This is a genomic window from Neobacillus sp. 19 (assembly GCF_049463095.1).
Taxonomy (GTDB): Bacteria; Bacillota; Bacilli; order Bacillales; family Cytobacillaceae; genus Neobacillus.
The window spans coordinates 32,208-55,224 of record NZ_JBMPZU010000100.1; the positions used below are offsets into that span (position 1 = coordinate 32,208).

General features: G+C 46.5%; 22 protein-coding genes and 1 pseudogene. All 23 read left to right on the forward strand.

The genetic code is table 11. The features are described from left to right. Position 1 precedes the first annotated feature (1 nt). On the forward strand, positions 2-553 hold the full coding sequence (locus ACO1D1_RS27495; protein WP_042353665.1) for a hypothetical protein: 552 nt from the start codon (positions 2-4) through the stop codon (positions 551-553). 447 nt (positions 554-1,000) lie between these two features. Beyond that, positions 1,001-1,225, forward strand: a complete 225-nt coding sequence (locus ACO1D1_RS27500) for a hypothetical protein (RefSeq protein ID WP_042353664.1) — start codon at positions 1,001-1,003, stop codon at positions 1,223-1,225. A gap of 106 nt (positions 1,226-1,331) precedes the next feature. Further along, positions 1,332-2,501: a conjugal transfer protein gene (locus tag ACO1D1_RS27505; RefSeq protein WP_423337717.1), complete on the forward strand. Its 1,170-nt coding sequence runs from the start codon at positions 1,332-1,334 to the stop codon at positions 2,499-2,501. 125 nt (positions 2,502-2,626) lie between these two features. After that, complete coding sequence (locus tag ACO1D1_RS27510; protein ID WP_042353662.1) at positions 2,627-2,851, forward strand: hypothetical protein; 225 nt, start codon at positions 2,627-2,629, stop codon at positions 2,849-2,851. Positions 2,852-2,941: 90 nt separating this feature from the next. After that, positions 2,942-4,027, forward strand: a complete 1,086-nt coding sequence (locus ACO1D1_RS27515; RefSeq protein ID WP_423337718.1) for a TcpE family conjugal transfer membrane protein — start codon at positions 2,942-2,944, stop codon at positions 4,025-4,027. A gap of 123 nt (positions 4,028-4,150) precedes the next feature. Next, the gene (locus ACO1D1_RS27520; protein ID WP_042353660.1) at positions 4,151-6,736 is read left to right on the forward strand and encodes an ATP-binding protein; all 2,586 of its coding nucleotides are present in this window, start codon (positions 4,151-4,153) and stop codon (positions 6,734-6,736) included. An 85-nt stretch (positions 6,737-6,821) separates the two neighbouring features. Further along, positions 6,822-7,454: a hypothetical protein gene (locus tag ACO1D1_RS27525; RefSeq protein WP_042353659.1), complete on the forward strand. Its 633-nt coding sequence runs from the start codon at positions 6,822-6,824 to the stop codon at positions 7,452-7,454. 92 nt (positions 7,455-7,546) lie between these two features. Beyond that, positions 7,547-7,750, forward strand: a complete 204-nt coding sequence (locus ACO1D1_RS27530) for a hypothetical protein (protein ID WP_423337719.1) — start codon at positions 7,547-7,549, stop codon at positions 7,748-7,750. Positions 7,751-7,800: 50 nt separating this feature from the next. Further along, positions 7,801-10,734 (forward strand): annotated as a pseudogene (locus ACO1D1_RS27535) (CD3337/EF1877 family mobilome membrane protein); the annotation flags it as partial. 78 nt (positions 10,735-10,812) lie between these two features. Beyond that, positions 10,813-11,844, forward strand: coding sequence for an NlpC/P60 family protein (locus tag ACO1D1_RS27540; protein WP_052404716.1), 1,032 nt, complete (start codon positions 10,813-10,815; stop codon positions 11,842-11,844). Positions 11,845-11,865: 21 nt separating this feature from the next. After that, positions 11,866-12,531: a hypothetical protein gene (locus tag ACO1D1_RS27545; protein WP_042353657.1), complete on the forward strand. Its 666-nt coding sequence runs from the start codon at positions 11,866-11,868 to the stop codon at positions 12,529-12,531. A 306-nt stretch (positions 12,532-12,837) separates the two neighbouring features. Next, on the forward strand, positions 12,838-13,491 hold the full coding sequence (locus ACO1D1_RS27550; RefSeq protein ID WP_042353656.1) for a hypothetical protein: 654 nt from the start codon (positions 12,838-12,840) through the stop codon (positions 13,489-13,491). A gap of 445 nt (positions 13,492-13,936) precedes the next feature. Then, positions 13,937-14,857, forward strand: a complete 921-nt coding sequence (locus ACO1D1_RS27555) for a hypothetical protein (RefSeq protein ID WP_423337720.1) — start codon at positions 13,937-13,939, stop codon at positions 14,855-14,857. A gap of 253 nt (positions 14,858-15,110) precedes the next feature. Beyond that, the gene (locus tag ACO1D1_RS27560) at positions 15,111-15,362 is read left to right on the forward strand and encodes a hypothetical protein (RefSeq protein ID WP_148347712.1); all 252 of its coding nucleotides are present in this window, start codon (positions 15,111-15,113) and stop codon (positions 15,360-15,362) included. A 21-nt stretch (positions 15,363-15,383) separates the two neighbouring features. After that, complete coding sequence (locus ACO1D1_RS27565) at positions 15,384-15,875, forward strand: hypothetical protein (protein WP_042353653.1); 492 nt, start codon at positions 15,384-15,386, stop codon at positions 15,873-15,875. Between the two features lie 108 nt (positions 15,876-15,983). Beyond that, positions 15,984-16,112 carry a hypothetical protein gene (locus ACO1D1_RS27570; protein WP_423337721.1) on the forward strand — a complete coding sequence of 43 codons (129 nt, stop codon included), beginning with the start codon at positions 15,984-15,986 and terminating at the stop codon, positions 16,110-16,112. A gap of 318 nt (positions 16,113-16,430) precedes the next feature. Beyond that, a complete protein-coding gene (locus ACO1D1_RS27575; RefSeq protein ID WP_052404715.1) occupies positions 16,431-16,850 on the forward strand; it encodes a hypothetical protein in 420 nt (139 codons plus the stop codon). Positions 16,851-16,902: 52 nt separating this feature from the next. Beyond that, complete coding sequence (locus ACO1D1_RS27580) at positions 16,903-17,496, forward strand: restriction endonuclease (protein ID WP_052404714.1); 594 nt, start codon at positions 16,903-16,905, stop codon at positions 17,494-17,496. 80 nt (positions 17,497-17,576) lie between these two features. After that, positions 17,577-18,035: an RDD family protein gene (locus ACO1D1_RS27585; protein ID WP_052404713.1), complete on the forward strand. Its 459-nt coding sequence runs from the start codon at positions 17,577-17,579 to the stop codon at positions 18,033-18,035. A 23-nt stretch (positions 18,036-18,058) separates the two neighbouring features. After that, the gene (locus tag ACO1D1_RS27590; protein WP_423337722.1) at positions 18,059-19,921 is read left to right on the forward strand and encodes a type IV secretory system conjugative DNA transfer family protein; all 1,863 of its coding nucleotides are present in this window, start codon (positions 18,059-18,061) and stop codon (positions 19,919-19,921) included. 511 nt (positions 19,922-20,432) lie between these two features. After that, on the forward strand, positions 20,433-21,164 hold the full coding sequence (locus ACO1D1_RS27595; RefSeq protein ID WP_423337723.1) for a S1 RNA-binding domain-containing protein: 732 nt from the start codon (positions 20,433-20,435) through the stop codon (positions 21,162-21,164). Positions 21,165-21,468: 304 nt separating this feature from the next. Next, complete coding sequence (locus ACO1D1_RS27600) at positions 21,469-22,212, forward strand: hypothetical protein (RefSeq protein ID WP_042353650.1); 744 nt, start codon at positions 21,469-21,471, stop codon at positions 22,210-22,212. Between the two features lie 111 nt (positions 22,213-22,323). Continuing rightward, entirely contained in the window at positions 22,324-23,013 is a 690-nt protein-coding gene (locus ACO1D1_RS27605) for a hypothetical protein (RefSeq protein WP_423337724.1), read from the forward strand. Positions 23,014-23,017: the final 4 nt, after the last annotated feature.

Consider the following 23,017-nt stretch of genomic DNA (forward strand, 5'->3'; position numbering starts at 1 on the left):
AATGATGCTGTCCCTGGAGCAGACATACAAGGCGTTGTTGCTGAAAGAAATGTTCACGGAAGAACGGGATATATGGAAGAGGAAAATGGATGGGTTTCTGCAAAAGAGGATTGTGAACAACAATACGGTCCTGCGAATTGTCCTTACAACAATGGGCGTTTCGACGCTCATCTTCTTCCTGCTCAACTCAATGGTCCGACCGATGCGGGAAACTGTATTTTGGTTTCCTCTATACTTCTTCATGGGCGGTTCCGTTGCCCTCGCGGTGCTTTTTGGTTTTAGGGCCTACAACGTCATAAAGAAGCGGACAAACATACTGGAAGGGAGGTGCGATAGGGAGTTCTTGAATTGCTTCGAGTTTGTGAGAGCGGCGGAGCATAATCGTGCGACAATTGAAAAGGCGCTCAAAGAGAAATGCACTCTCCCTCCGGAGTTTCAACGCAGGAATGTTCTTGAAGCAATGATCGTATTCATCCGTCAGGGACGGGCGACGGATCCAGAACACGCCATGCGGATCATCCGAAGTGAATTTTCGTATATGCTGAAACATTAAGTGTCGGGCCGAAAGTGGTCGGGCATTTTTTCTTTGCAGAATAATATCCGCGGACTTTTTACGGACTTCTCTACTCAGAAGGACTGATAGAATAAAGGTAATAACACAACAGTCAAGGGTGATGGGAGGGATGAAGTGAGGAAAGGATATTTACTATCGCTTGTGGCCGCGTCGGGCTTAGGCGCATATCTGATCTACCGAAAAAGGAATCGGATGGAAGTGTTGTGACAAGGCGATCCGTTTTTATTTCCTAATAAAATGATAGGCGAGTGAGGTGGAGAAGGGGAGTGAAAACATCCTCTTCTTTTTTCTTTACCTCCAAAGAGTCTGTGAGAGCAATCCCAAGCGGTCTATTGTAATGTCAGAAATACTTGCTCACTGGTTCAAGTTGAAATGTAAATTCGCAAGCAATTTCTATACACAACCCAATGTAAAGGAGGAACACGCATGTTCAGGATGTTACTCGGAATTATCTTCATGATTTTCTTGATCGCAGTCATCGGCAATATCGTCTTGGAGCAGTTTCCGAGTCTTGTGCCACTATGGGAAGAGTTCAAGATGCACATTACCAATCTGTACGAACTGTCGATTGTCAAGTACGGAACGATTGCAACCCTTATGATTATTGTCGCTGTCGTCATATTGGTTGGCTCTTCCAGCAAGAAAATTTGATTTTGCGCCACATGGCGGGAAAGGAGTAAATAATTTGAGCAAACGTACTCACAGAAAATCAAATAAGGAGGGAAAGTTTAAGAAATTTAAAAACGTCGTCTTGAAAATGAACGAGAATGAAAAGCAGAAAAGTGATGCGAAGAAGAAGGAAAAGCAGAACAAACCAAAAGGGTATTGCACGCGGAAGGCTGGTGTCATCGCCTTCTGGGTCATGCTGGTGTTGATGTTTCTGACTGTGGTTGTCAATTCGGGCGGGGGAAAGAAACAGACGGAAGCGGTGGTCCCCAATGAACCGACTGCAAGTAAGGCGGTATCGATGGAAGCCATTGAGTTTTCGAAGGATTTCCTTTCGCATTATTTCACGTGGAATCCCGAGCAGCTTGATAAGAACGAACGGGATACACAACTCGGCTACTTTGTAACGAAAGACCTTGCCGACCAGATCGGAAATGTTGCAGGCAAGATGTGGCAATCCACGCTGAAACGGGATGCCGTCCTGTTGAAAGAAGCGGAGGGCATAGGCGATAACAAGTCCATTCTGACGTTTCAGGTAGGTATCACTTACGACAAGACGCTCGCTGCCATTGAAAAAGAGAAAAGCGCACTTGGCGAGGATGGGGAAGATACCCATTCGGTCGAAAACCTATCGCAGGATAGCATGGATGTCGTAGTAAACGAACAAGGAATTGTAAAAAGAGTTACAAAGAAAAAATACGTGGCGGTCCATCTGTATTACGATGCAGACCAAAAACGATACATGATTTATCAGGTTCCAAGTTTCACTTATTACGAGGAAACGCCGAATACATCCGGTCCTGACATGGATACCGAAAAACTGCGCACCGTTGTCGGCAACCAGATAAACGGCGTCAAAGACTTCCTGAACACATTTTTCGAAGCCTATGCGAACGATTCAAGAGAGAAGCTAAGCTATCTGTTTGAGGACGAACACCGTCAAAGTGGTTTGAACAAAACGATGCAGTTCGATTCGATCAAGAATGTCACCGTGTTCGAAGGGAAAAACGAAAAGGAAAAAGTCGTGAGCGCCACGGTCATTTTCGCCGAACCGGATACTGGCATTGAATATTCTTCCTATTATCAAATTGTCCTTGCGGAGCGGCAGGATCGTTTCGTGGTGAAGCATCTAAACAGCAAGAAATATATCGACGAATTACTTCGGGCTACAGAGCAATCGTCTGATGAAACCGGTGGCGATAAAAGCAAAAAAGACAAGCAAGGAGAAAAAGAACAGGAATCACAATCCGGCAAGAGGTGATCCCGGGATTGCCCTGTTGGGGGTGGTGTTATCAAGAAAATGCATTTTCCCTACCACCGGTAAGGTACGGGTCTTTGAACAGTAAAACAACATAACGAAAACAACTGAAAGGAGTTAGTTGGTATATGTCGATAGAAAGTTTATTCGATTGGTTCGCGGGGGAAGTCAAATGGGCTTTGTTCATCGCCCTCCTGGTTCTGCTCATCGTCACAGCATTCAAGCGTGCTTGGATTGCGATGGTCGGGGTTGTCATTGGACTTGCATTTATCGGTATGTTTATCGTGAAGCCTGATTTGATTATCACACTTGCCGAATGGCTGACGAACTTGCTTAACTTTGGTGGTAGGTAACAGTCATCTCTTAACAATGGGGGTCTGTATCGGTGGCAGCCGTTATGGATTCCCATTGTTTTGTTTTTCGAAATTTAAAACAGGTGGTGAATGGTGATTAACAAAATCCCGTTATATGTCCTGAACAACTATTTGAAATTCGAAAAGAAAATCTATCAAGTTTTTGGATTGAAGCTAGGACGACCGTTGCGGATGAAAGCTGTTTTGTATGGGATCGTCTTCGGTGTCGGAACGATTGTCTTTTATAACCTTCCGTATCTTGGGAACCTCATCAACTGGATGCCGAAGGGCGTTCTTGTCCTTCTTCCGATTGGGCTTGCATGGCTGCTCGCGGATGTGGGAACGGAGAACCGATCACCGATCTTCTTCTTCCGGTCGTTCATCGGGTATCAGGTGAGAAACCGCGTCTCGAAGAAGACATATTATCGCGGGAAAGAAATCCCGAAGGAGACGGTCTACCAATTCCGCAACTACTTCACCTATACCGTATCGAACGGAGAAGTAAACATGCTTGAAGAGATGACTGCCGCTCTTCCGAAAGCAAACGAGCAGGAACATTCCGCAAGCGTAACTCCCAAAAATAAGGAGAGCAAACCATCTGTGTGGAAACGCATGAAAGAAGCGAAGGAAGTGTTCGCGAGACAAAGGCAACGTCACAGGAAGCCGGGGGAAAACAAAACATCTTTTATACCAGAAACGAGCCGTGAGGAAACGATTGGCATTCAGTTGAAACAAGAATCAACGGATGAAGTCGAGGTTCATCCAGAAGAAGCACCTGCGCAAGTGAACGAAGTATTCGTACAAGTCAAAACAAAGGATGTACAGGAAAAACCGTCAGCGTTCAGGACACACTCGCCGATCTACTGTGAAGAATCTGAATTGCCTGTACAAACCCCTTACTATGAAGAACCGAAGCAACCGGATGCGGCCCGCATGGCGGAAACTGTTATCGATGAGGCCGCGGAAAAGGAATCGCAGCGTCTGACGGAACTGGAACAGAAAGTTATGTCTCTTCAAAAGCTGATGGAAGGTAACATGCGGGAACAGGCGAAGGAACAGGAATCGGTAGGCAAAGCCTTCCTGCCAACACTCAAACCACCTAATCCCCTGATCGCTAGGCGGAAAAAGGAAAAAAGAAAGGAGGGAAGTCAAAAAGGAAGTGTTCGAGCTCCTTAGCCTGAGTCCGATAAAATCGGAAACATCGTCCGAAGAAAAGAGCTAATCGGTGTCGGATCGCGTACAGAACGCAAACAGATGAAGAAAAAAATAAGACTGTTTCAAAAAAGGAGTGTGGGGTCTTTGAAGATTGAATTTCCGATTAAGCATATCGAAGGAAACCTTGTATTTGCCCAAGACAATACCGTGTGGGCGTACTACAAAATCGATGGTTTCAACTATGATTTTTTGGATGACGATGAAAAAATCATCCCGTTTCAGCAACAAATGTCTCTCTTTACGAATATTGGACTTGATTTGCATTTCCTTTCGATTCCGAACCCGACGGACATATCGGGCATTCTGGATGAAACAATCGCGGTGATGGAGCGGAAGAACTATCCCCTTCGAGAAAATGGCATCACGTTCATCCAACGAGTGAAGGCGGCGCTGGAAGACCAAAAGGAACTGAATGAATCAAGCGAATACCATGATTATATCGGCATTCAACTGAACAAGGAACGGAACCGATATACGTCCGGCAACATGGGGATTGACGCGATCAATGCTTTCAAGAGTTTCATGAACGGCTTAAATTCTCCCTTGTATCAAGCGGTCGGCCTGTACCCGGATGACATCCTAGATAGTGAGATTCAGGCGTACCGGAGTCAAGCGTCAACGATTGAGACAACTCTTGTGAATGCTTTCTCCTCACGTATAACGCGCGTCTCAACAGCGGAGACGGTATACATCGCGGAAAAGATGTTTAGCACACGGAACAACAATTCGGACATAAAAATGCGGAGCGGCTTTGCGTCCGGCAAAGCCATCGAGGGGGTGGATAAGAAGGGAGTCAAGCATAAAGCGGTTCGGTGCGACAGGAAGGAGTTCATCGACCTGCAAGGGACCAATATTGAGGAAATCAACCCAAAGAAACTCCTGTTAAGCCGCATCACGGACGACAACAATATCGAGGAATTGTACTGCCAGCATCTTGTCATCGCCGACATGGGCGACATCCATTTTCATCCGGGCTATGAATGGCTGTACTACATCAAGCTGCGGATGCCGTTCCCTGTCACTATTTCCATCCGGGCTGATCATCAACCGAACGAAATGGTGCGGAAGCGGCTCGGGAATGCGAAACTTGAAATTCAAGATCAACGCAATGAAGCGTGGAAGGGCGGACAGGGAATTGACATGAACGTTGAAGTGTCGGAGCAGGGGACGGTCCAGATGGAGAACTATTTCCAACAGACCGGGTATCCCGGTTACGCCTGCTCGTTCGTCCTGAAAGTGACGGCAGAAAACGAGGAACAGTTAAAAACGCGGGTGGATTTGCTGATAAACGAAATGAGTAAGTTCGGTCTGAAAATCCTATCTCCATACGGCTATCAGATCCCCTTACTGCTTGAAACGATTCCCGGATCGAGGAAAATCCATGAAGATTACAGGATGGAAGTGGCGCCAGGCATTCTAGGCGGGATGATGTTCGGAGCAACGACCAACATCGGGGATAACCGGGGCTTCTATATTGGACATACATCCCGTTTGTCGAAGCCGGTGTTCGTGCAACCAGACCTTGCTGCGAAAGCCTTTGACGGCCTTGGCAATGTGGTTGATTCCATCTCGGTTCTTGTTGCAGGGATGACTGGAAAAGGTAAATCGTTTTTCATGAACCTGTTTACCTATCTTGCGACGCTGACCGGTTCCAAAGGGCTTATCATTGACCCGAAAGGCGACCGGAAAGATTGGAACAAAGGCTTGCCGTTTATCCCACCGGAATATATTTCCGTCTGGACGCTCGGGAAGGACCCGGACGACGCCGGTTCCCTCGACCCGTTCCGTACGAGTACAAGCACAGAGGAAGCAAAGGATGTGACAATGGACATCCTTTCGTATCTGGCACAGATCAATATTGACGACGTGGCATACAGCATATTGAGCGAAGCAGTCGAGGAAGTGCCAAAGCACGACGATCCATGCATAGGAGTTGCCATGAGCCATTTGCAGAATCTTTACGACAACAGGCTGGCCAACATGTCGGACCAGCGCTACCAAGCGTTAGAAAGTCTGCTAAATACGCTCACCACTCTTAAACGAAACCAGTTGTCATTGCTATTATTCGGTGAAGTTGGACAGAAATTCAAGGTGCTTGAACATGAAAAACCGATTCAAGTGCTGATGATCCAGAACCTGAACCTGCCTTCGGGCGAGGAAAAACAAAAGCGTCCGATCCATATGATTTCGGAAGCGATCATGATTTCAATTACCGCGTGGACGAAGCAATACATGTTCAACAGTGAACGCGGCGTGCACAAGTACATTCTCCAAGACGAAGCAAGTGCGATTGAGCGAAGCCCGATCGGTGCGGAACTCATGAACTTCATCGTGCGGATGGGCCGTTACTACAACACCACGCTGATGAAAGGTTCACAGAATGCGTCTGACCACGGGCAGGATGTCGCAAACATCGGAATGAAATTCAGTTTCGGTTTGCGGAAGACGAGTGAATGTGAAGAAATGCTCGACTATCTGAATCTACCGAGGACACAGGAAAACATTGATACACTCAAAAGGCTTGACCGCGGGGAAGCCCTGTTTCAGGATATCTACGGTCGCTCTGCCGTTATCCGTATCAATCCGGTGTTCGAGGAATTGTTGAATGCGTTCGACTCGTCCACGTCCACTGAGGAAGAACGGGAACGTGAAAAAGAGCGGGCGAGGTAAATCCTTCCTGCTAATTCATTGTCCGTCTGTATAGAAGTGTCCTATAATTCTTGTAAACTAGAAAACAAGAAAAGGAATGATTGGGATGGATAAAAAGAAAATCAGTTTACGAACTTTCGGAATTGCCCTAATTGCAGGGTGCGCCCTTATTATTAGCGGCTGTTCCGGTTCAAACGGCAGTCAGCAGTCTGCTCCAAAGGCGGAGAAAACAGCCAAACCCGGAAAGGATGAAACAAAAGACGAATTGCAGCTTGACAAAGAAATGAGAGCTAAGTTGAATGAAAAATTCAAGGATGCGGATAAAGTGATTCACGAATTCCTTGTTGCTAATTTCGAAAGCGATCTTGATACATTGGAAGCTATGTATCTTCCGAATGAAGCTGGATATGAAAAGTTCATGGGAAGCGGTCGCCAAACACTGGAGGCCCAACAAAATGGGGCGTTCGTTCAAAACGTTGATGAATACTATTTCATCCGGTATTCATCTGAATATGATAAAACCGGAAAATTGTACTATCAAACATATGTATACAAAAAGGGTTCAAGTACCGCTGTATCCATGAATGTCGCACTTGCAAAGGATGAAAATGATATATGGAAGATTGAGAACAATGGATTAAGCAGTAGTGAGGTTTTCCCTCAAACAATGGAGAAAAATGGAGGGACTGTTTCAAAACTTTACTTTGATGGAAAAGGCAATTTAACAAAAAATAACTGACTTTTATACTTCTGTGTTTTTAGAAAGGAGGTAAAAGGTGCGGAAGAAGAATCTCCCTACATGCTAGGGAGATTCTTTTTTCCCCTTAATCTATGAAACAAAAGAAAATATCTATTTTGAAGCGGTCATTTCTAATACTTACGCTGCTTTTTTTCGTCGGGGGGATTGGGGCATCGTCCCCTGCACCCGTGTTTGCAGAAACGGATTCCCAACGGGTCGATCAAGGAATTGTGGATGCCTTTGAGCGGGAGCAGATGGGGGAATTTAAGGGGGAGGGAAAAACTATTACTATTTAGATTCAGTCACGGAACGTGATGCGAAAAAAGCGAGAGAGGACAGCGGCTGGGAGAACATCAAAGATAAGCTGTTCGGTTGGACCGACTTCAGCGGCAACTTTATGGATAAGTTCAACACCTTCCTAAATATGATCGTCAACATGGCATTCAAAATGAATCTTTTTTTGACGAACACGATGATTATGGTGCTTGATTTCGCTTTCGATATCGATATTATCAGTGCATTGGTGCAACAACTACAGGACAGCATTCAAAATATGGCCGGTATTTCCGGAGGCAAGTTCCTTGGCGGTGGCTTGTTCGGTGGCTTGATTAAAATGGTCATTATCCTTGCGGTTTTGAATATGTTGTATGTCTTCGTCATTCGCCGTGCGTTCCTTGAATCTATCGGTGCTTTGATGAAAACGGTTTTGACACTCACTTTGTCATTGTTGTTGTTCTCCAACTACGCAACTTTTATCAATGGAGCGCAAAGCATTACACATGATGCAACACGTCATATTATCGGATTGACGACATGGAATGAGAATAGCAACGTTACCGTCAATGCTGATACGAAGACAACGATGAAGGATTCCTTATGGACAATGTTCGTCGATCGTCCGTATTTGTACATGCAATATGGCACGCATGATACAGGCCAAATTGGAGAAAGTCGGATAAGGGATTTATTGAAGACGCCAACCGGGGAAGACCGATATGAGAAGGTTTTGACAAAGGAGGTAGTGGATCATAATAACGGGCTGATGGTTCACAGTTCCGTCCTTGACCGATTATCGTTCAGTGCATTTTATCTAGTAGTAAACGGAATCGTTTCCATGCCAATCTTCATGCTTGCAGTTTTGTTGATTGTGCTGCAATTCTGGTTCCTTATTATCGCGGCTATCGCTCCGTTCGCATTGTTAATCGCTTCGATTCCGGGATTCTTTGGGGTGTTGAAACGTTATGCAATTGAGTTTGTCATTCCGCTAGCATTAAAAATATTTTTTGCCTTTTTCACCGTATTGTTGTTGGTATTGTCGGAAGCATTATTCTCCATGAGTGTGGCGCAACGTTTTAACGCACAATCTATCGTGGATTATATCGCAGTCGGCGTATTCCACTTTGTATTGTTTATCACGCTGTTCCTGTTGCGGAAACGGATTTCCAATGTATTTGCATCCGGCTCGCAGATGATTGCAGGCTTGCGGGAAGCGTCCGGTCCGGTGAATCCGTTCAGTATAGCGAAAAAAGGCGTGCAAGGCACGGCAACGGTCGCAGGCACGGCAGTTGGTGCGTTTCTCGGAGGACCTGCAGGAGCGGCGATGGGCGCTTCCATCGGCAGTACAGCAGGCAGAGCGGTGACAGGGGAAGCGGGCATCGCAGAAGTAGCATCTGCATCGGCACGTGCAGCGAATTTCAGCCGATTGAGTAAACTTGGTTCTACGAAGAACGCTCCTGAACTTGCTATTCAAGAGAAAGGGACGCTTGTGAGCTTCATGAAGGAGAAGGGCTTCGGCACAGACACAATCGACGAAACGATGGAAGCCTTTGAAAAGAACGGTTTACATGACGTGACGCCGGAGGAATTCGAAGAACAATACGACAAAATGGTGCAGAAATCCCGTACGGGCGAGATGAACAAAGATTTCTCCCAATCTATGATTTCCGGAATCAAAGAACAGCGGGTGGAAAACCGGTTGAGCGAACAGGAGCGTATTTTGCGACGAGATCAGCGACCAACAGAAACATCGGAAAACGCTACCCGGTTCTTCCATGAAAAAGGGGCGCACCATGCAACACACGACGTTGTAACGTCGCTAGAAAAAGCAGGTCTCCAAGACGTAAGTATGGCGGAGATGGAAGCGCAATACAGCAAGATGCAGAGCCAGTTCGAAAAAGGGCAACTTCAAGGAAACTTTGCGGATGAGTTTGCGAGGGGCATCAAGGCGCAACGTGTTCAAAATTCGAATTACGAGGAAAACGAACGGATTTTCCGGAAAATGGGGCCAGAATTTGAACCGAATGATTTCAATAATCACGGGATAGGGGCGGAATATGCCCATGTTTCTTCCATTCCAATGGAGAACACGGATATGAATTTGAATTCCCTGTACGGTGGGCAGGATCCTTTCAACCTGGTAGAAAATACCCCGATTGGAGGCGGCCCGATACAGACTGCAGCATTCGGGAGCCAACAGTCAGACATCCGTTCGATGGATGCTTATGCTCGGACAGAGGCTTCTCATATGGATAACAGTTTACTCCAAGGGGCGGATAAGTACCGAACCGGCATGGATTCTAGTCCTTTAAGCGGAAATGCCGCAACGGGTGGAGGCTTAGAAACCAGGCCGATTGACGGCGGTCGTCTTGATGGCAATTCAATGGGCTCAAATAGGTTGGATGCAAAACCAATAGGAGACACACCCTTGGAAGGCGGTTCTATGGATACAACACCGCTTCAAAATGATGCGCTATCGGGCGAAAAAATGGATACAAACCCAATCGGCAATAATCCAGTAGGCGGAAGCCAGTTGGAAAGCAAGCCTATCAGCGGAAACGAAATGAAGGGCGGCGGCATGGATTCAAAACCGATGGAGGACAACCCAATCGGTGGCAATAATATGGAAACGAAGCCGCTTGGTTCTATCCATCTTGATAGTTCAAAGATAGACGCTTCCCCGATGGGCGGCAGTGAAATGAAAGGCTCGTCGATGGAAGGCTCATCCTTTGACAACAGTCCTCTACAAGGAAAAGGGATGGATGCGAAACCGCTTGAACAGAGTTCCTTCGGTGGCAGTTCCATCGAAACGGCACCAATTGAAAACACACCTTTTGAGAGCGGGCAGACAAAGGAGGAACCGGTTCAGCCGAAGAAGGAAACTGGCAACACGCCAACAAATTTGGTTCCAAACGAAACAAACCGCGGGGCGCAACCACGGATTCACCAAACAGAGCAATTGAACCCCGAACCTGGCACGGAAGACAGAAATACGAATCAGTAACAAAAAAGCGTGAAGGCATGTCTTCACGCTTTTTCCTGTTGTTTTCAAACACAAGTACGGATGTAAGGAGTTTGATGTATGGAAAACGAACATAACAAAAAGGGTGGAAAGGGTTGGCTTATCGGCATCGGTGCGTCACTAGGCTGTCTTCCGTTGCTGATGATTAGCCTGTTCCTCCTTATCGCAGCAGGCATGTTCATCATCATCGTGGATGATGAAGAGCAGGAGCGCTCAAACAGCTTCGGTTCCTTCTGCCGGCTTGAAGGTGAGGTAGATTTCAATATATGGGATGCGAACTTTGCGGACCCATCCAAAGTGGGGGCACTTGTGGGATACGGAGATACCATTATCAGCCTAGCAAGCGAATACGGGATTGACCCTGTGCTTGCTTCCGCAATCATGCTGCATGAAACAGGGAGCGGTACATCGAACGCTGTAAAGAATTACAACAATCCGGGGGGGATCATGGATCCGGCTTCCGGTTGGTCTAGTCTCATGCGCTTCCCTAACATGGAAGAAGGCCTGCGCTATACGATGGCAAATATAAAACGGCGGATTATTGATGATGGGCTTGACACGATTGAAAAACTCGGTGCTGTATATGCGCCAATCGGAGCCGCGAACGATCCGAACGGATTGAATCAATACTGGGTCTCAAGAGTGACCGAAATTGCAGCTGATTTCGGTGGGCTTATTATGAACTGTGAAGGTGTTCTGGCGGTTGGAAATGAAGCCTTCCAGATCATTTATGAAGAAATGTTGAAATATCAAGGATGGTCGTATGTCTGGGCGGGGGCAAGCCCTTCCGCCGGTTTCGACTGCTCGGGATTGATGCAATGGGCGTATGCAAGGGCAGGAATTCAGCTTCCCCGCACTTCCTATGAACAATACAGGTTTAGCCAACGCATCACACAGGATGAATTACAGCCAGGCGACCTGATTTTTTTTAGCACCGCTTCTTACGCGCCGGTTACGCATGTCGGCATGTTTGTCGGAAATGGGAAGATGTATAACTCCAACAATTCAGGTGTCATGTATTCCAATCCCTTCGATTCCTATTGGGGACCGAAAATTGTAGGATTCGGCAGAGTAGCCGACTTCTCGGAATAAAAATGAGGAGGATTTTTGAATATGGATAAGACGAAAATTATCGGTATCGTCGCAATGGCATTGGCTCTAATCTTTGTCGTTTTTTCACTTATAAAAGGAAAGCAGGAGCCGAATGTGCAGGAGGAACCACCAAAACAAGCCGAAGTGATTCCGAAGGATTCGGGGGATGAACGGCCAGCAAAAAGGCCGGATAAGGTGGCTACGCCTACTATCGAAAAGGACGAGACAAAGGGTGGGGTTCAAGGAGAAGACGAGAGAGGTGGAACGGCCGAGCAACCGACAGAGCCTGATTTCGAAGCTGAGTTCATCAAGAAACACGGCAAGGAACAGGTGAATCAAGCACGGTCAACTGTCGGAAAAACAATGGCGATCTGGGTGCTAGACGAAACAAACAAGGCGGAGTGGCAGACATATGCAACCGAGCATTTTTATAAGAAGGCGATCAAGGACATCAAAATTAGTCGTGATGACAAGAAGCGGGATATTTCCAATCTAGAAATTTTTGCAACCGAACCGAAGAATGAAAACGAAATGCGTTTTGTCATCTTCGCCGACTGGCAGCTTCTAGACGGGGTGAAGACCATTAGCACGCAAAGGAAGATGTATTATGCCGATGTTATCAAGACGAATAATCATTGGCTTGTCAATGAATTCGAAGGATTAGAAAGGGTGTTTTCGGATAAGTGAGCAGCTAATTTCATTGGAATGGGTTTGTCTGACGGAGCGAATAAGCGATAAATGCCTTCATTTCAACGAAAGACGATACAGGCAATCCCCTTACGTCGGACCAAGTGAAAGTGACGTGTCGGACGTGACCGAAACGAGCAAAGCCCTTTCACATCAATGTTTCCGACCTTGCTTCTTCTTCATTTGTCAGACGGATGGAATAAACGCTGAATCAATATGAAAAATGCGTCTGACGCCTAATTGCCAATTCCCTTTATTACAGGGGTTCACATGGATAAACAACGTCATAACCAAGGAGGTTTCGCTTTGCCGAAAGAAATGAACTTGTTGCTAAAAAGTTTGGAGGAATTTCGCGTGCGATTGATAAGAGAAACCGGCTATTTATCAGAGGATGTAAGTTATGTTGCAGAAACTAGTTTCCGCAACAAGCAATCGAAGCCTTTGCAAATTAATGGTTTTCCGGTGTTTCGCTTTTCATATCCCGGAACATTGCCACTATATGATTCCCATGACAAGGAATTTCAAGCTGTTATTCGAAGGATGTACCTCGAAGCGACGTTCAATCTCTATGATTTCAATGCAATTGAAACCCGTTTTGACAAGGCAACCATCATAATTGAGCATCATTTCAAGGAAGCCGGTATTCGTGATCTCGATAATCGGAACCGGAAATATTTGATTGATGCGGTACGGGCGACCGGATTGATTCCCGATGATAACGCGCATGTACTAACGTTGTTAGAGGAGGCACACCTGACGGATACGGAACCCTATATCGATGTTTTTGTGTTGGAACGGGAGAACCTTTTCCCTTTTCTGACTTGGCGAGGCGCAAATAACAGAGAAATTCATGACGGGAAAATTTTCAGTGAAGTGAATATAAATGCGGTCGAAAAGATGATGGCAGGAGAGGAGATCGATGTTTTGGTATCTGATGGAGCAAATGACTTTTGGAACTGATTTTCGCTTCATTTATACCCGGCTTTTTTTAGATTATACCTTTCTCGAAAGGTAAGAACTAAACTAGGTTGCGGAGACCTTAATTCTTACCTTTATTTTTTGGTTTTTCACAGATGGATTATACCTGTTCGGGATAATTCGAACCTTGATTCTTCGGAGTTTCGTAGGTTTACCAGCAAGGTGGCAAAAATCTAAAAAATCCACGAAGTTTTGTTAGCCATGTTGGAAGTCATGACAATATTGCGTAACGAAACAATCCGTACGCTCCGCATGGCTAGCGATCACTTAAAAACAGGAATACAGACTCCTTTCGGGGGAGCAGGAGGGGGAAATGCCTTTGGAAGGAAGCAAACGCCTATGCAAATTGGATACAGAAATTCTCACGGGGCTTTACGAGTACCGCGCGCTTACGACAGAGCAGATTGCGCGCAAGTTTGGGATTTCGATGCCGTACACATATAAGAAACTGTACATGATGCGGAAGAAGAAACTGCTGCATAGCGAACCGATTTCCGGTTATTTGAATAAGCAACGGAGCCAGGGGAAATATCACCGGATTAGCGAGACGGGCATCTCCTGTTTGAAAAAACAGGGGATGTTTGTCGAGCGGCAGGCGTACCAACTGAAAATAGATAAGTACCACTTGCCCTACGTTTTGATGACGAATGACTTGCTCGTTGATTTGGAACCGCACGGATGGGAGTTATCGGACAGCCGAGATACGAAAGCGAGATTCCGCCTGAACCGAAGCGACAACATACAGGGGATGCTACTGAATACGCACACCCGGAACGAATATGGAATTTACATCCTGAATGCCAACATGGGTCCAAAAAATTTGCAAAAGACCATCCGTGAAGTTGGGGACTACGATCAGATTAACGACTTTTTGTTATTTACGAGCGGGAGCCAGACATTTGAAACCATTGTAAAGGCGCTATTAGAAGGAGACGACGGCAAGGTAGTTGCGAAGCGGCATAGCATCAAAGTATTACCCCATGTGTTCGGAAGAAAGTATCTAAGCCATTTCGATGACGAGGACAAGGTACTTAGGTTCGCGGTATCGGAACTCGGTGTATCATTTAAGGAAAGGCTCAAAGGTCCCTCCATTTGCCACGATGGTCTCGACACAATCGTTTGGCATGAAGGAGAGGAAAAGTATTTCGTGAATCTACTTGATACGGACTTGAAGAAAATCCATCATATGCTTCGATATCGGAAAGAGAGTTATCGGGAAGATGGGCGAAAACTGCTTGTCCTAACACATGTCGATCTGCATAGCAAGTTGCTGAAGGAAATCTTCCATATCGATTATCTGGCAGTGCATCCGAGCCGGGTCGTGGACTATCTGGCAGTTTTGAATTAAAAGAACTCGAATACAGGTTGTCCTTCAAAACACGTTTTGAATTTGAGTTGAACTATAGATTCATCATGCAAGGAATGGAGCGGCAGGACAAGCAATAATTTGCCTGCCTCCTTGACAAAGAGACGTTTCGCCCTTCAAAAGACGTTTTGTTTTAGGGGGTCGCAAAAAAGTCGGAACAAGTAGTGAGTATGCGGGGAGGGTGGTCTTGCCCCGGTTGAAGAAAGAATCGGAATGGAAAGGATGGTATTTCACATTGACACAGTACAGAGTTACACCGGAATTAAACCAGTTATTTTCATTACTTAACAATGGAAAGGAGCTTGCGGATGCGGTTTCGCATCATTTGGATAAGGAGGAGCAGGGGAGGATGTACGACATTGTGAAGGATGTCCTTTCGGATGAAGTTGCACTTATTCTCGAAGTGGAGATTCGCAGGAAGGCATTCAAAGAGACTCACGGATCGGAACCTTATACGGGGAATCGGATGGTTGGCGAATTCAATTAGTCAGGAAGGAGGGGATAGCTTTTGATTCAACTAATGGTAGCCCTGCTGCATTTCGTGGCAGGGGGGATCGGTGTCGCCTTGATGATGGGAGGTGAGTATATCCCGTCACCGAAGCTAATAATGCTCGCAGGATCGGCGCTTACGCTAGTCTATTACGCGGCATCGTTCGTGACGAAGGGGAGAAGTAAAAAAATAAGGCGGCTGCTCGTATTTTCGCTCACGGTTTATATATCGCTTTTGCTTTCAAGCTATCTGTATTCGGCCTGGACATTCGATAAGATATTCAGCGCGGCGATGATGATGAAGGCGATTCTGTTCATGCTTCTTCTGCTTAGCACATACGGAAATTTCCTGTACATGCGCGCAGAGTCTTCCTACAAGAAGAAGAGGGGGAACCAACGGATCAAGGAGCCGGCCCAGGAAAGCATGTATGAGAAATGGAAGAACCGCAAGCAGGAGCCGAAGCAGGAAGTCATGATTGTATTGGGGGAATCGACTGAAAATGGAGAATAATCCACTTGACAGCAAGGAGCGGTATTTCGGGAGACTTCGGGCGCAAAGCAAGGACGGGGATATGCGAGGACGATATTTCATGAATATCATCCTCGTTTTGTTTTTCTCGTGATGATCTTGACCGTCTTCTTTTCTGTTAGGATGGCACAAAGTCCAATGGACGACATGATGGACGTGTATGAGGAAAAAACGAACGTCTACATGGTTCATCCAGTGGACAATCAGTCGAGAAAATGAAACTTGTTTTGAAATGGAAGAGAAAGCTAGATAAAGAGAAAGGAAGTCAGCTATTTTGTCAATAGAGTTATCCACAGTATTATCCACAACACCAAGAGGAAAGATTGTCAAACTCATCACTATCAAGACAGTGGATCGGATGGAGCACAAGATTGCTTTCGTGGTATCAAAACACCGAAAATTAGGGAGCGCGAACCTTGTCATCCGGCAGATGTTAGATTGCGAGAAGGCGAAATTGTCATCGTATTCGCAGTCACTGTTCGATTCCTGTTTTAAGAACTGGTGAGCGATGAATATGAAGGGAAGGAGTGAAACGTAATGAATTTCGTCCGTAAACTATTGGGCCGAAAGGAGCGGCGAAAAGAGCAAGAAAGGGAGCGTTCAGTCGATATGGAATTATTCCAGCTCTATACCGTGCTTACCAATCACGATGACTGGTGGAATGCGCAAAACTGCAATCCGCTGGAACAAAAACGTAAGAATATGGAAGCGAAAGTAGCCCTGCAATCGTATTATGGACAGCTCGTTAAGGTCGGTCCAGTCGATAATAGGCCAGAAAAAGAAAAGACGGAGCGGTACGGTCGGCGGATGCGGGATATTGAAGCTGCATTTCACGAGGAAAAATATATGCGGGCATGCAATGAAATTATCAGTCTTATGTATTATCAACCATTTTTGAGGGAGGACATCTATACGGATTTGTGTTCTGTGCTAGAAAGAAATCTCGGGGTTCCCTGAAACGTCATAGATGGAAAGCCTGAAATTAAAATTATGGAAAGGAGATAGAGGTTTGTCACAACTGATTGGATGGACAGTAACGGTGCTCGTTCTTTCCCTCGCCGTTCCAAGTCTGGTTCGCGTCATTCGGACAAGGCAGGACGAGCAGAGATTGCGGGACGCCGGGATACACGATATTGACCGGATGGATGAAAATGAGTTTGGTGCATTCATCAGGCTGCTGTTCGGGGAAGTTGGATTCAAAACAACAGAAGTCGAGGAACTGGAAGTCCTGTTCGGGGCGGATTTTATTCTTGAAGGGGAAACAAAAGCCGTTTTACAGATCAACCGCCTCGGCGTGAACACACGGGTCGGCGTTCGTGCGGTGCAGGAGATCGTTGCAGCGCGGATGTACCATGGTGCAAACGAAGCGTGGCTCATCACCAACACGGTCTTCACGGAGAATGCCCGCCTTCTCGCACAGGTATGTAACGTCAAATTGATCGACCGGTTTCTGTTACAAAAACTGATTGTGACCGTGAACCCAGACGCGAACCCGAAGGAAGTGCGGGAAAGTATCAAGTTGTTGTACGAGGAAACGGTATGGGGGAACGTGGAAACGAAGGAGAATCGGGAAGGAAAATTCACCATGGTGGAAGGCGAGTGAGCCAGGTATTATTTTTTTGCTTACATTATACTCAAAATGTGTAATTGCATGGAAAACTAAACAAAAGGGGTTTTATTTGAATGGAGAGTATGGTTTTAACGGAAAGGAAATACGCGGGATTCTGGATTCGCTTTGTTGCATCTCTGATCGACGGCTTTGTCCTTGGAATCCCTTTGTTCTTCTTACAGATGTTCATCAATCTGCTGATTTTGGCTCCTGTCATAGGGAATCAAGCCCAGATGATTACAGCCAACATGGCAGTGATGTTTGTAAACGGAGTATTATCCACCGTGGTAGCGATCGTCTATTACGGGATGATGGAAAGTTCATCGCAGCAGGCAACCCACGACAAGATGGTTATCGGCGTCAAGGTCGCAGACGAAAACGGTGGCCGTCTTTCCCTTAGGCGGGTGCTCCTGCGATATATAGGGAAGTTCCTCTCGGCGATTCTTTATATCGGCGATATCATGGTTGCGTTCACCGAAAGAAAGCATGCACTGCATGATTTCATCACTAAGACATATGTCGTGTACAAATAATTACGAAACAGGAGGAAATGAAATTGGAAGATGAAAGCAGAAACGCAAGAAAAGGCGGGAATAGGTGTCCTCGTGAAGGAAAAAGATACGAAAAGGAGTTTGGAAATATGAGACTGGCTAGTACTGCTACCGTTCCCATCACTTGGGGCGGCAGTGATTGTTTCACCCATATGCTTGTCGTTGGGCCGACCCGGTGTGGGAAGACGGCTACAATCCTGAAGCCGATTATCTACCAGTTGTTATTGCAGAAGAAACGTGGCATCCCACTTGGCTTGTCCGTTGTCGAACCGAAAGGGGACGTGGCGGCGATGGTCGCGGAAATGAGCGAGGAAATGGGCCTTCCGTACATCCATATCGACCCGATGAAGCCTGACACGGACCGGTTCAATCCGATGGAGGGGGAAATCAATGACGTGGCGGAAGCAACCGTGGTCGTCCTGAAAGGGCTGTTCGGAAAGCAGGATGCTTTCTTTGCGACGGTTCAGGAATTGTCCGCGCGAAATGTCACCAAACTACTGAAGGAACTGCACGGCGACCACATGGATATTATTGATGTGATGAACACGCTTCGGGATCAGGCTGTGCTTGAGGCAAAAGTGGCAGAACTGAAACAGCGGGACGGCATGACTGACCTTGTGCATTTCTTCGAGTCGGAATTACTCGGTAGCATGCGCGACAAATACCGCCAATTCATCATTGGACTTCGGGCGCAGCTTGAAAATGTCGTATCGAACGATGCTCTTCGCCGGATCATGACCGGGAAAAGCAGCATCAGCATTGATGAGCATTTCGAAAATGGCGGCATCCTTGCGGTGAACACCGCGCTTGGGATGTTACGCTCGTCCGGTGACGCCTTCGGTCAATTCGTGACGATGCACCTTCAAAACGGCACATTCAGAAGGCCTGGCACAGAAAGCTCTCGGGTTCCTCATTACCTGATCGTAGATGAATACTCCCGTTATATCAACCCGGATGTCGAGATTTTCCTGTCGCTCGCGGCGGAGTACCGGGTGGCAGGGATATTCGCGACGCAATCGCTCGGACAGCTTGAACTTGAATCGGGGAAAGTGAGTGCGAAAGCCATGAAACGGTCGATTTTAGCCAACTGCCGGAACAAGATCGCATTCGGCGGCGTCGGGGCGGAGGACGCAAAAGAGTTCGCGGAGATGTTTGGGAAGGATAAAATCATCATGCGCCAATCGACGTACAAGAACCGGATTTTTCTGCCAAACCTATTCCCAGATTCTTACCGGGATACCGAAAACGAGGAATATCGGTTCGACCCTACCGATTTAATTGACGGCTTGCCGCGCTTCAACTTCGTCCATCAGCTCATGCAGGGTGGCGCGCTTCAAAAGCCGGCGCTCGGGCAGGGAAAGTTCATCCCCCGCGACTGGAAGGAACGAAAGGAATGGGAATCCGGTAGCTTGGTCAAAAGAAGTAGTATGGATATGAAACGCGTTTTGAATCTGTTGCTACGCAGATGGAAAGGCAAAGGGAGGGAACTGGTCATCAGCGGATATATAGAAGCGCCAAAGAAAGAGATAAAAGTGCCCTCTATGCATGCAGTCCCTGAAGAACTTGCCGCGCCTTTTGATACGCAAGGACAGGAGCCAAACTTGACCACCTTATACGAAAGGAAGGAAGAAAAGTCTGGACAAAGGGTGGATCAACCGCCTGCAAATCGAAAACTACCGTCCGCGAAGCCAGAACCAGAAAAGAAAGCGGAAAACCGCCTGCTTGTTACGAATAAACTGAGGATTGACAGCAAGAGGGGTGGGGGAGTCTTGCCAAAACATAAGCAGGATGCCACAATCATTTCGCCGAAAACCGAGGAAGAAACCCCGAATATCGTCCTGTGTTCCGATGACGGATTCTGGGATTGAAAAAAATGTACACAAACTGTTAACCCATTTTTTGTTTTGTGTAGAATAAATGCGTAATCAGCACAATCCTACACAAAAGGAGTATCTCTAGGTTTCCTGATTATGGTATTGAATGCAAATAAGCTATGCCATACAAAAGAAAAACGAGAGGCTATTCCACCTACCTCTACCCTCAATCCCTAGTATTAAGTTATTCTGACGGAAAATAACCCGTGGAGGTTTTCTTGCAATGAAGCGAGAGAACAGCAGTAGGTTTTTTCGTGTTCCGATTCCACAAACTGTTGAATTGGAATTTCTCTTTATATACAATATGTGTATGTAATTCATTATCTACTCCCACTGTGTATAACTGCAAAAAAGGTCAAAACAGAGGAAAGGAGGGTGTAGGTACATCCGCATGAACAATTAGAAATAGGGTTTTCAAATAACAATTACATCTTATATGCAGGCTCCTATGATTCGGTTCGTGGGGGCTTACTCTTACATCATAATAAAAAAGGAGTGCTACAGAATGGCGGAAGAATTGAATGTTACGTCCATGTTGATTGAGGGGTTTGACACGCGGAGGCTCGCGCAGGAAGAACAATATGACAAGGATTGGCAACAGGTTGTCGGCGCAAAACAGAATGACAAGATTCTCCAATCAGAGATTGTCGGGATCGAAAGCATCGGCAGCAAGGAATGCGCGGTCGTCCATGTCGGCAGGATTAAAGGATACATCCCCATTGAATTTACAGGAGTCGAGAACCTGCGGCAACTACGGGCCTTGACGGGGAAGAAAGTTGCCTACAAGGTACTTGAATACATAGAGGACGCGGAAAAGCAGATTTTCATGGCGTCCCGGACGGCAGCGCTGGAAGAAATGGCGGAAATCACGCTGAGACGGATTAAGACAGGGGACGATATTATCGCAGTCGTCCGTACGGTTAGCCCGTCGCTTGTCCGTGCCGACATCGGCGGCATCGAAGTAAGGCTGCCACTCGACCAGATCCGGTACGGTTGGATCGATGATTTAACGGAGGAAGTGAAGCCGGGGGACCATCTGCGTGTCAAGGTGTTAGGCATTGATGCGGAGAAGAAGGACGTGAAGGTGAGTGCAAAGGCGCTCATGAAGAATCCGTGGGAGGACTGCAAGGCGAGGTATAAGCGCGGAGCGGAATATGTCGGTACGGTGTCGGGCGTCCGGGAGTTCGGTGTGTTTATCAACCTTGAGGCCGGCGTGGATTCTTCGCCAGCCACTTGAAATATCAGAACCTAAAGCGGGGCGACCGGGTACTCGTGCGGATTAACGGTATTGATGAAAAGGAACAACAAGTACGTGCGAAAATCGTCCGTGTGATTTGAAGGGGGGAGCGGATTGTGTGGTGATTACACAATCCTCTTTTCCGAAAAGATACATGACGGGTGGTTCAATCTTTACATCACTTTTATTGGAGATTATTTCGGATATTCATATATCAGAATTGCGCTGTCGCGCTATTCAATTATTTTTATTTGCATAAATAAAAACGGCGGGCACTGATCGTCGTATGAAAGGGGTGAGGAAAATGAATGCAGTGAAAGCCACTAGTCCGTTTTCACTTTCACACGCATGGACCTTGCATTGGGATCGAAAGCCGTCCAATCTGAAGCGCATTGAGCATTTCGGTTCGAAGTCGAGCAAGGAAAAACAGGCGATTGATGCAATTGGCAAAGTCGGCGTTATCGGCGGGCAACAGCTTCATCAGTTGTTCGGCATCGACAAGAAAAGGCTAAAACGCATGATTGCGGAGCAGAAGGTCGTTCGCCACGAAATGCGGCTTGACGGGAATATCATCCCCATTTTTACGCTTGGGCTGAACGGAGCTTTGATCGCCGGAATGGAAGATGCGTATGAACTCAATTATTGGGTGCGATATAAGACAGAAGACGTTTTGAAACGGATGCTGTTCTTCAAGCTATACGAGCGATTCCAAGGTAGGGAGGCGGAAGACGGAAAAACGGGTCCCGCCATCCTACCGACGCCAAACCCGTTCATCGGGGCCATCCAGTTTAGGCGATCCTTCCTGTATGTATACGTTGTGAGGGGAGAAATAAATGATTTTCTTATGCACATGAAATGGAAAGGAGAAAGTTTCAACGAACGGCTCATCATCATCGCGGAGGACATCCGGCATCTGAAACTATTGAAACACGCTTTGCTTCCATTGAAGGCGAGGGTCGTGCTCGATTCCGACCTGCTTGCGGATGAAGCGCATGTACAGAACATCTTCTATTTCCTGAAGGACGGTGAATTCGTGAAAGACCAGTAGTTTTTGCCGGATCAAGGGATGCAGGGGGTGGTACAGCAGCCGATTCTTTACCAATGTTTGTTAGTGGACGGGCGGTAAAGGATACAACAAGAGATTAGGGGGAAATTCGGTTTGATGATTACGCAAAAAGGAGACGTATCGGTGTTTCAAGTGATGTCTAGAAAACAAGTCGCATTCAAGACGTTCTACAATGGGAATCTAAAAGTCTTCAATGTGCCTTATTTTCCAAGCGACGATAATGACGAGACGGGATTCATTCCATACGAAGTGTTGTTTCAATTATCCCACATCTTTAAGTATATGCACATGCATAACGAGGGCGAATTTGATTATCAGCATTTCAACATGGTCAAGACACACATGACGACTGATTCAGACAAAAAGAAGGCAAGAAAGAAGTTCAATGAAGAAAAGGATAGGTTTGTAAAATACGTCTTGGACGAATGGATTGCCAAGTATTTCGTAATGAAATTGAAAGCGAAAAAGAAACCCATGTCTGCGGGCGGGCCCGATAGGCAAAATGAGAAATGCAGGCAGGCGGAGCAATGGCTTGACCTCTTCCAAAGCAAGTTAAATGAACTACCCGAATTGCATCGGGAGATCATTGCGCGGAAATACCTGCAAATCAAAGCATCGGGAAGCTATCCTTTGGATGATTTTGTTTATAGCGAAATGCATATCGGACGGACTAATTACTACGAACGGAAAAAGGAAAGCCCTCTATTGGCTAGGGCTTGCCCTTTGGAACAACGAACAGATTCCTCCATTCAAAGACGTTTTGAAATCACATTGGGAATATGAAGCG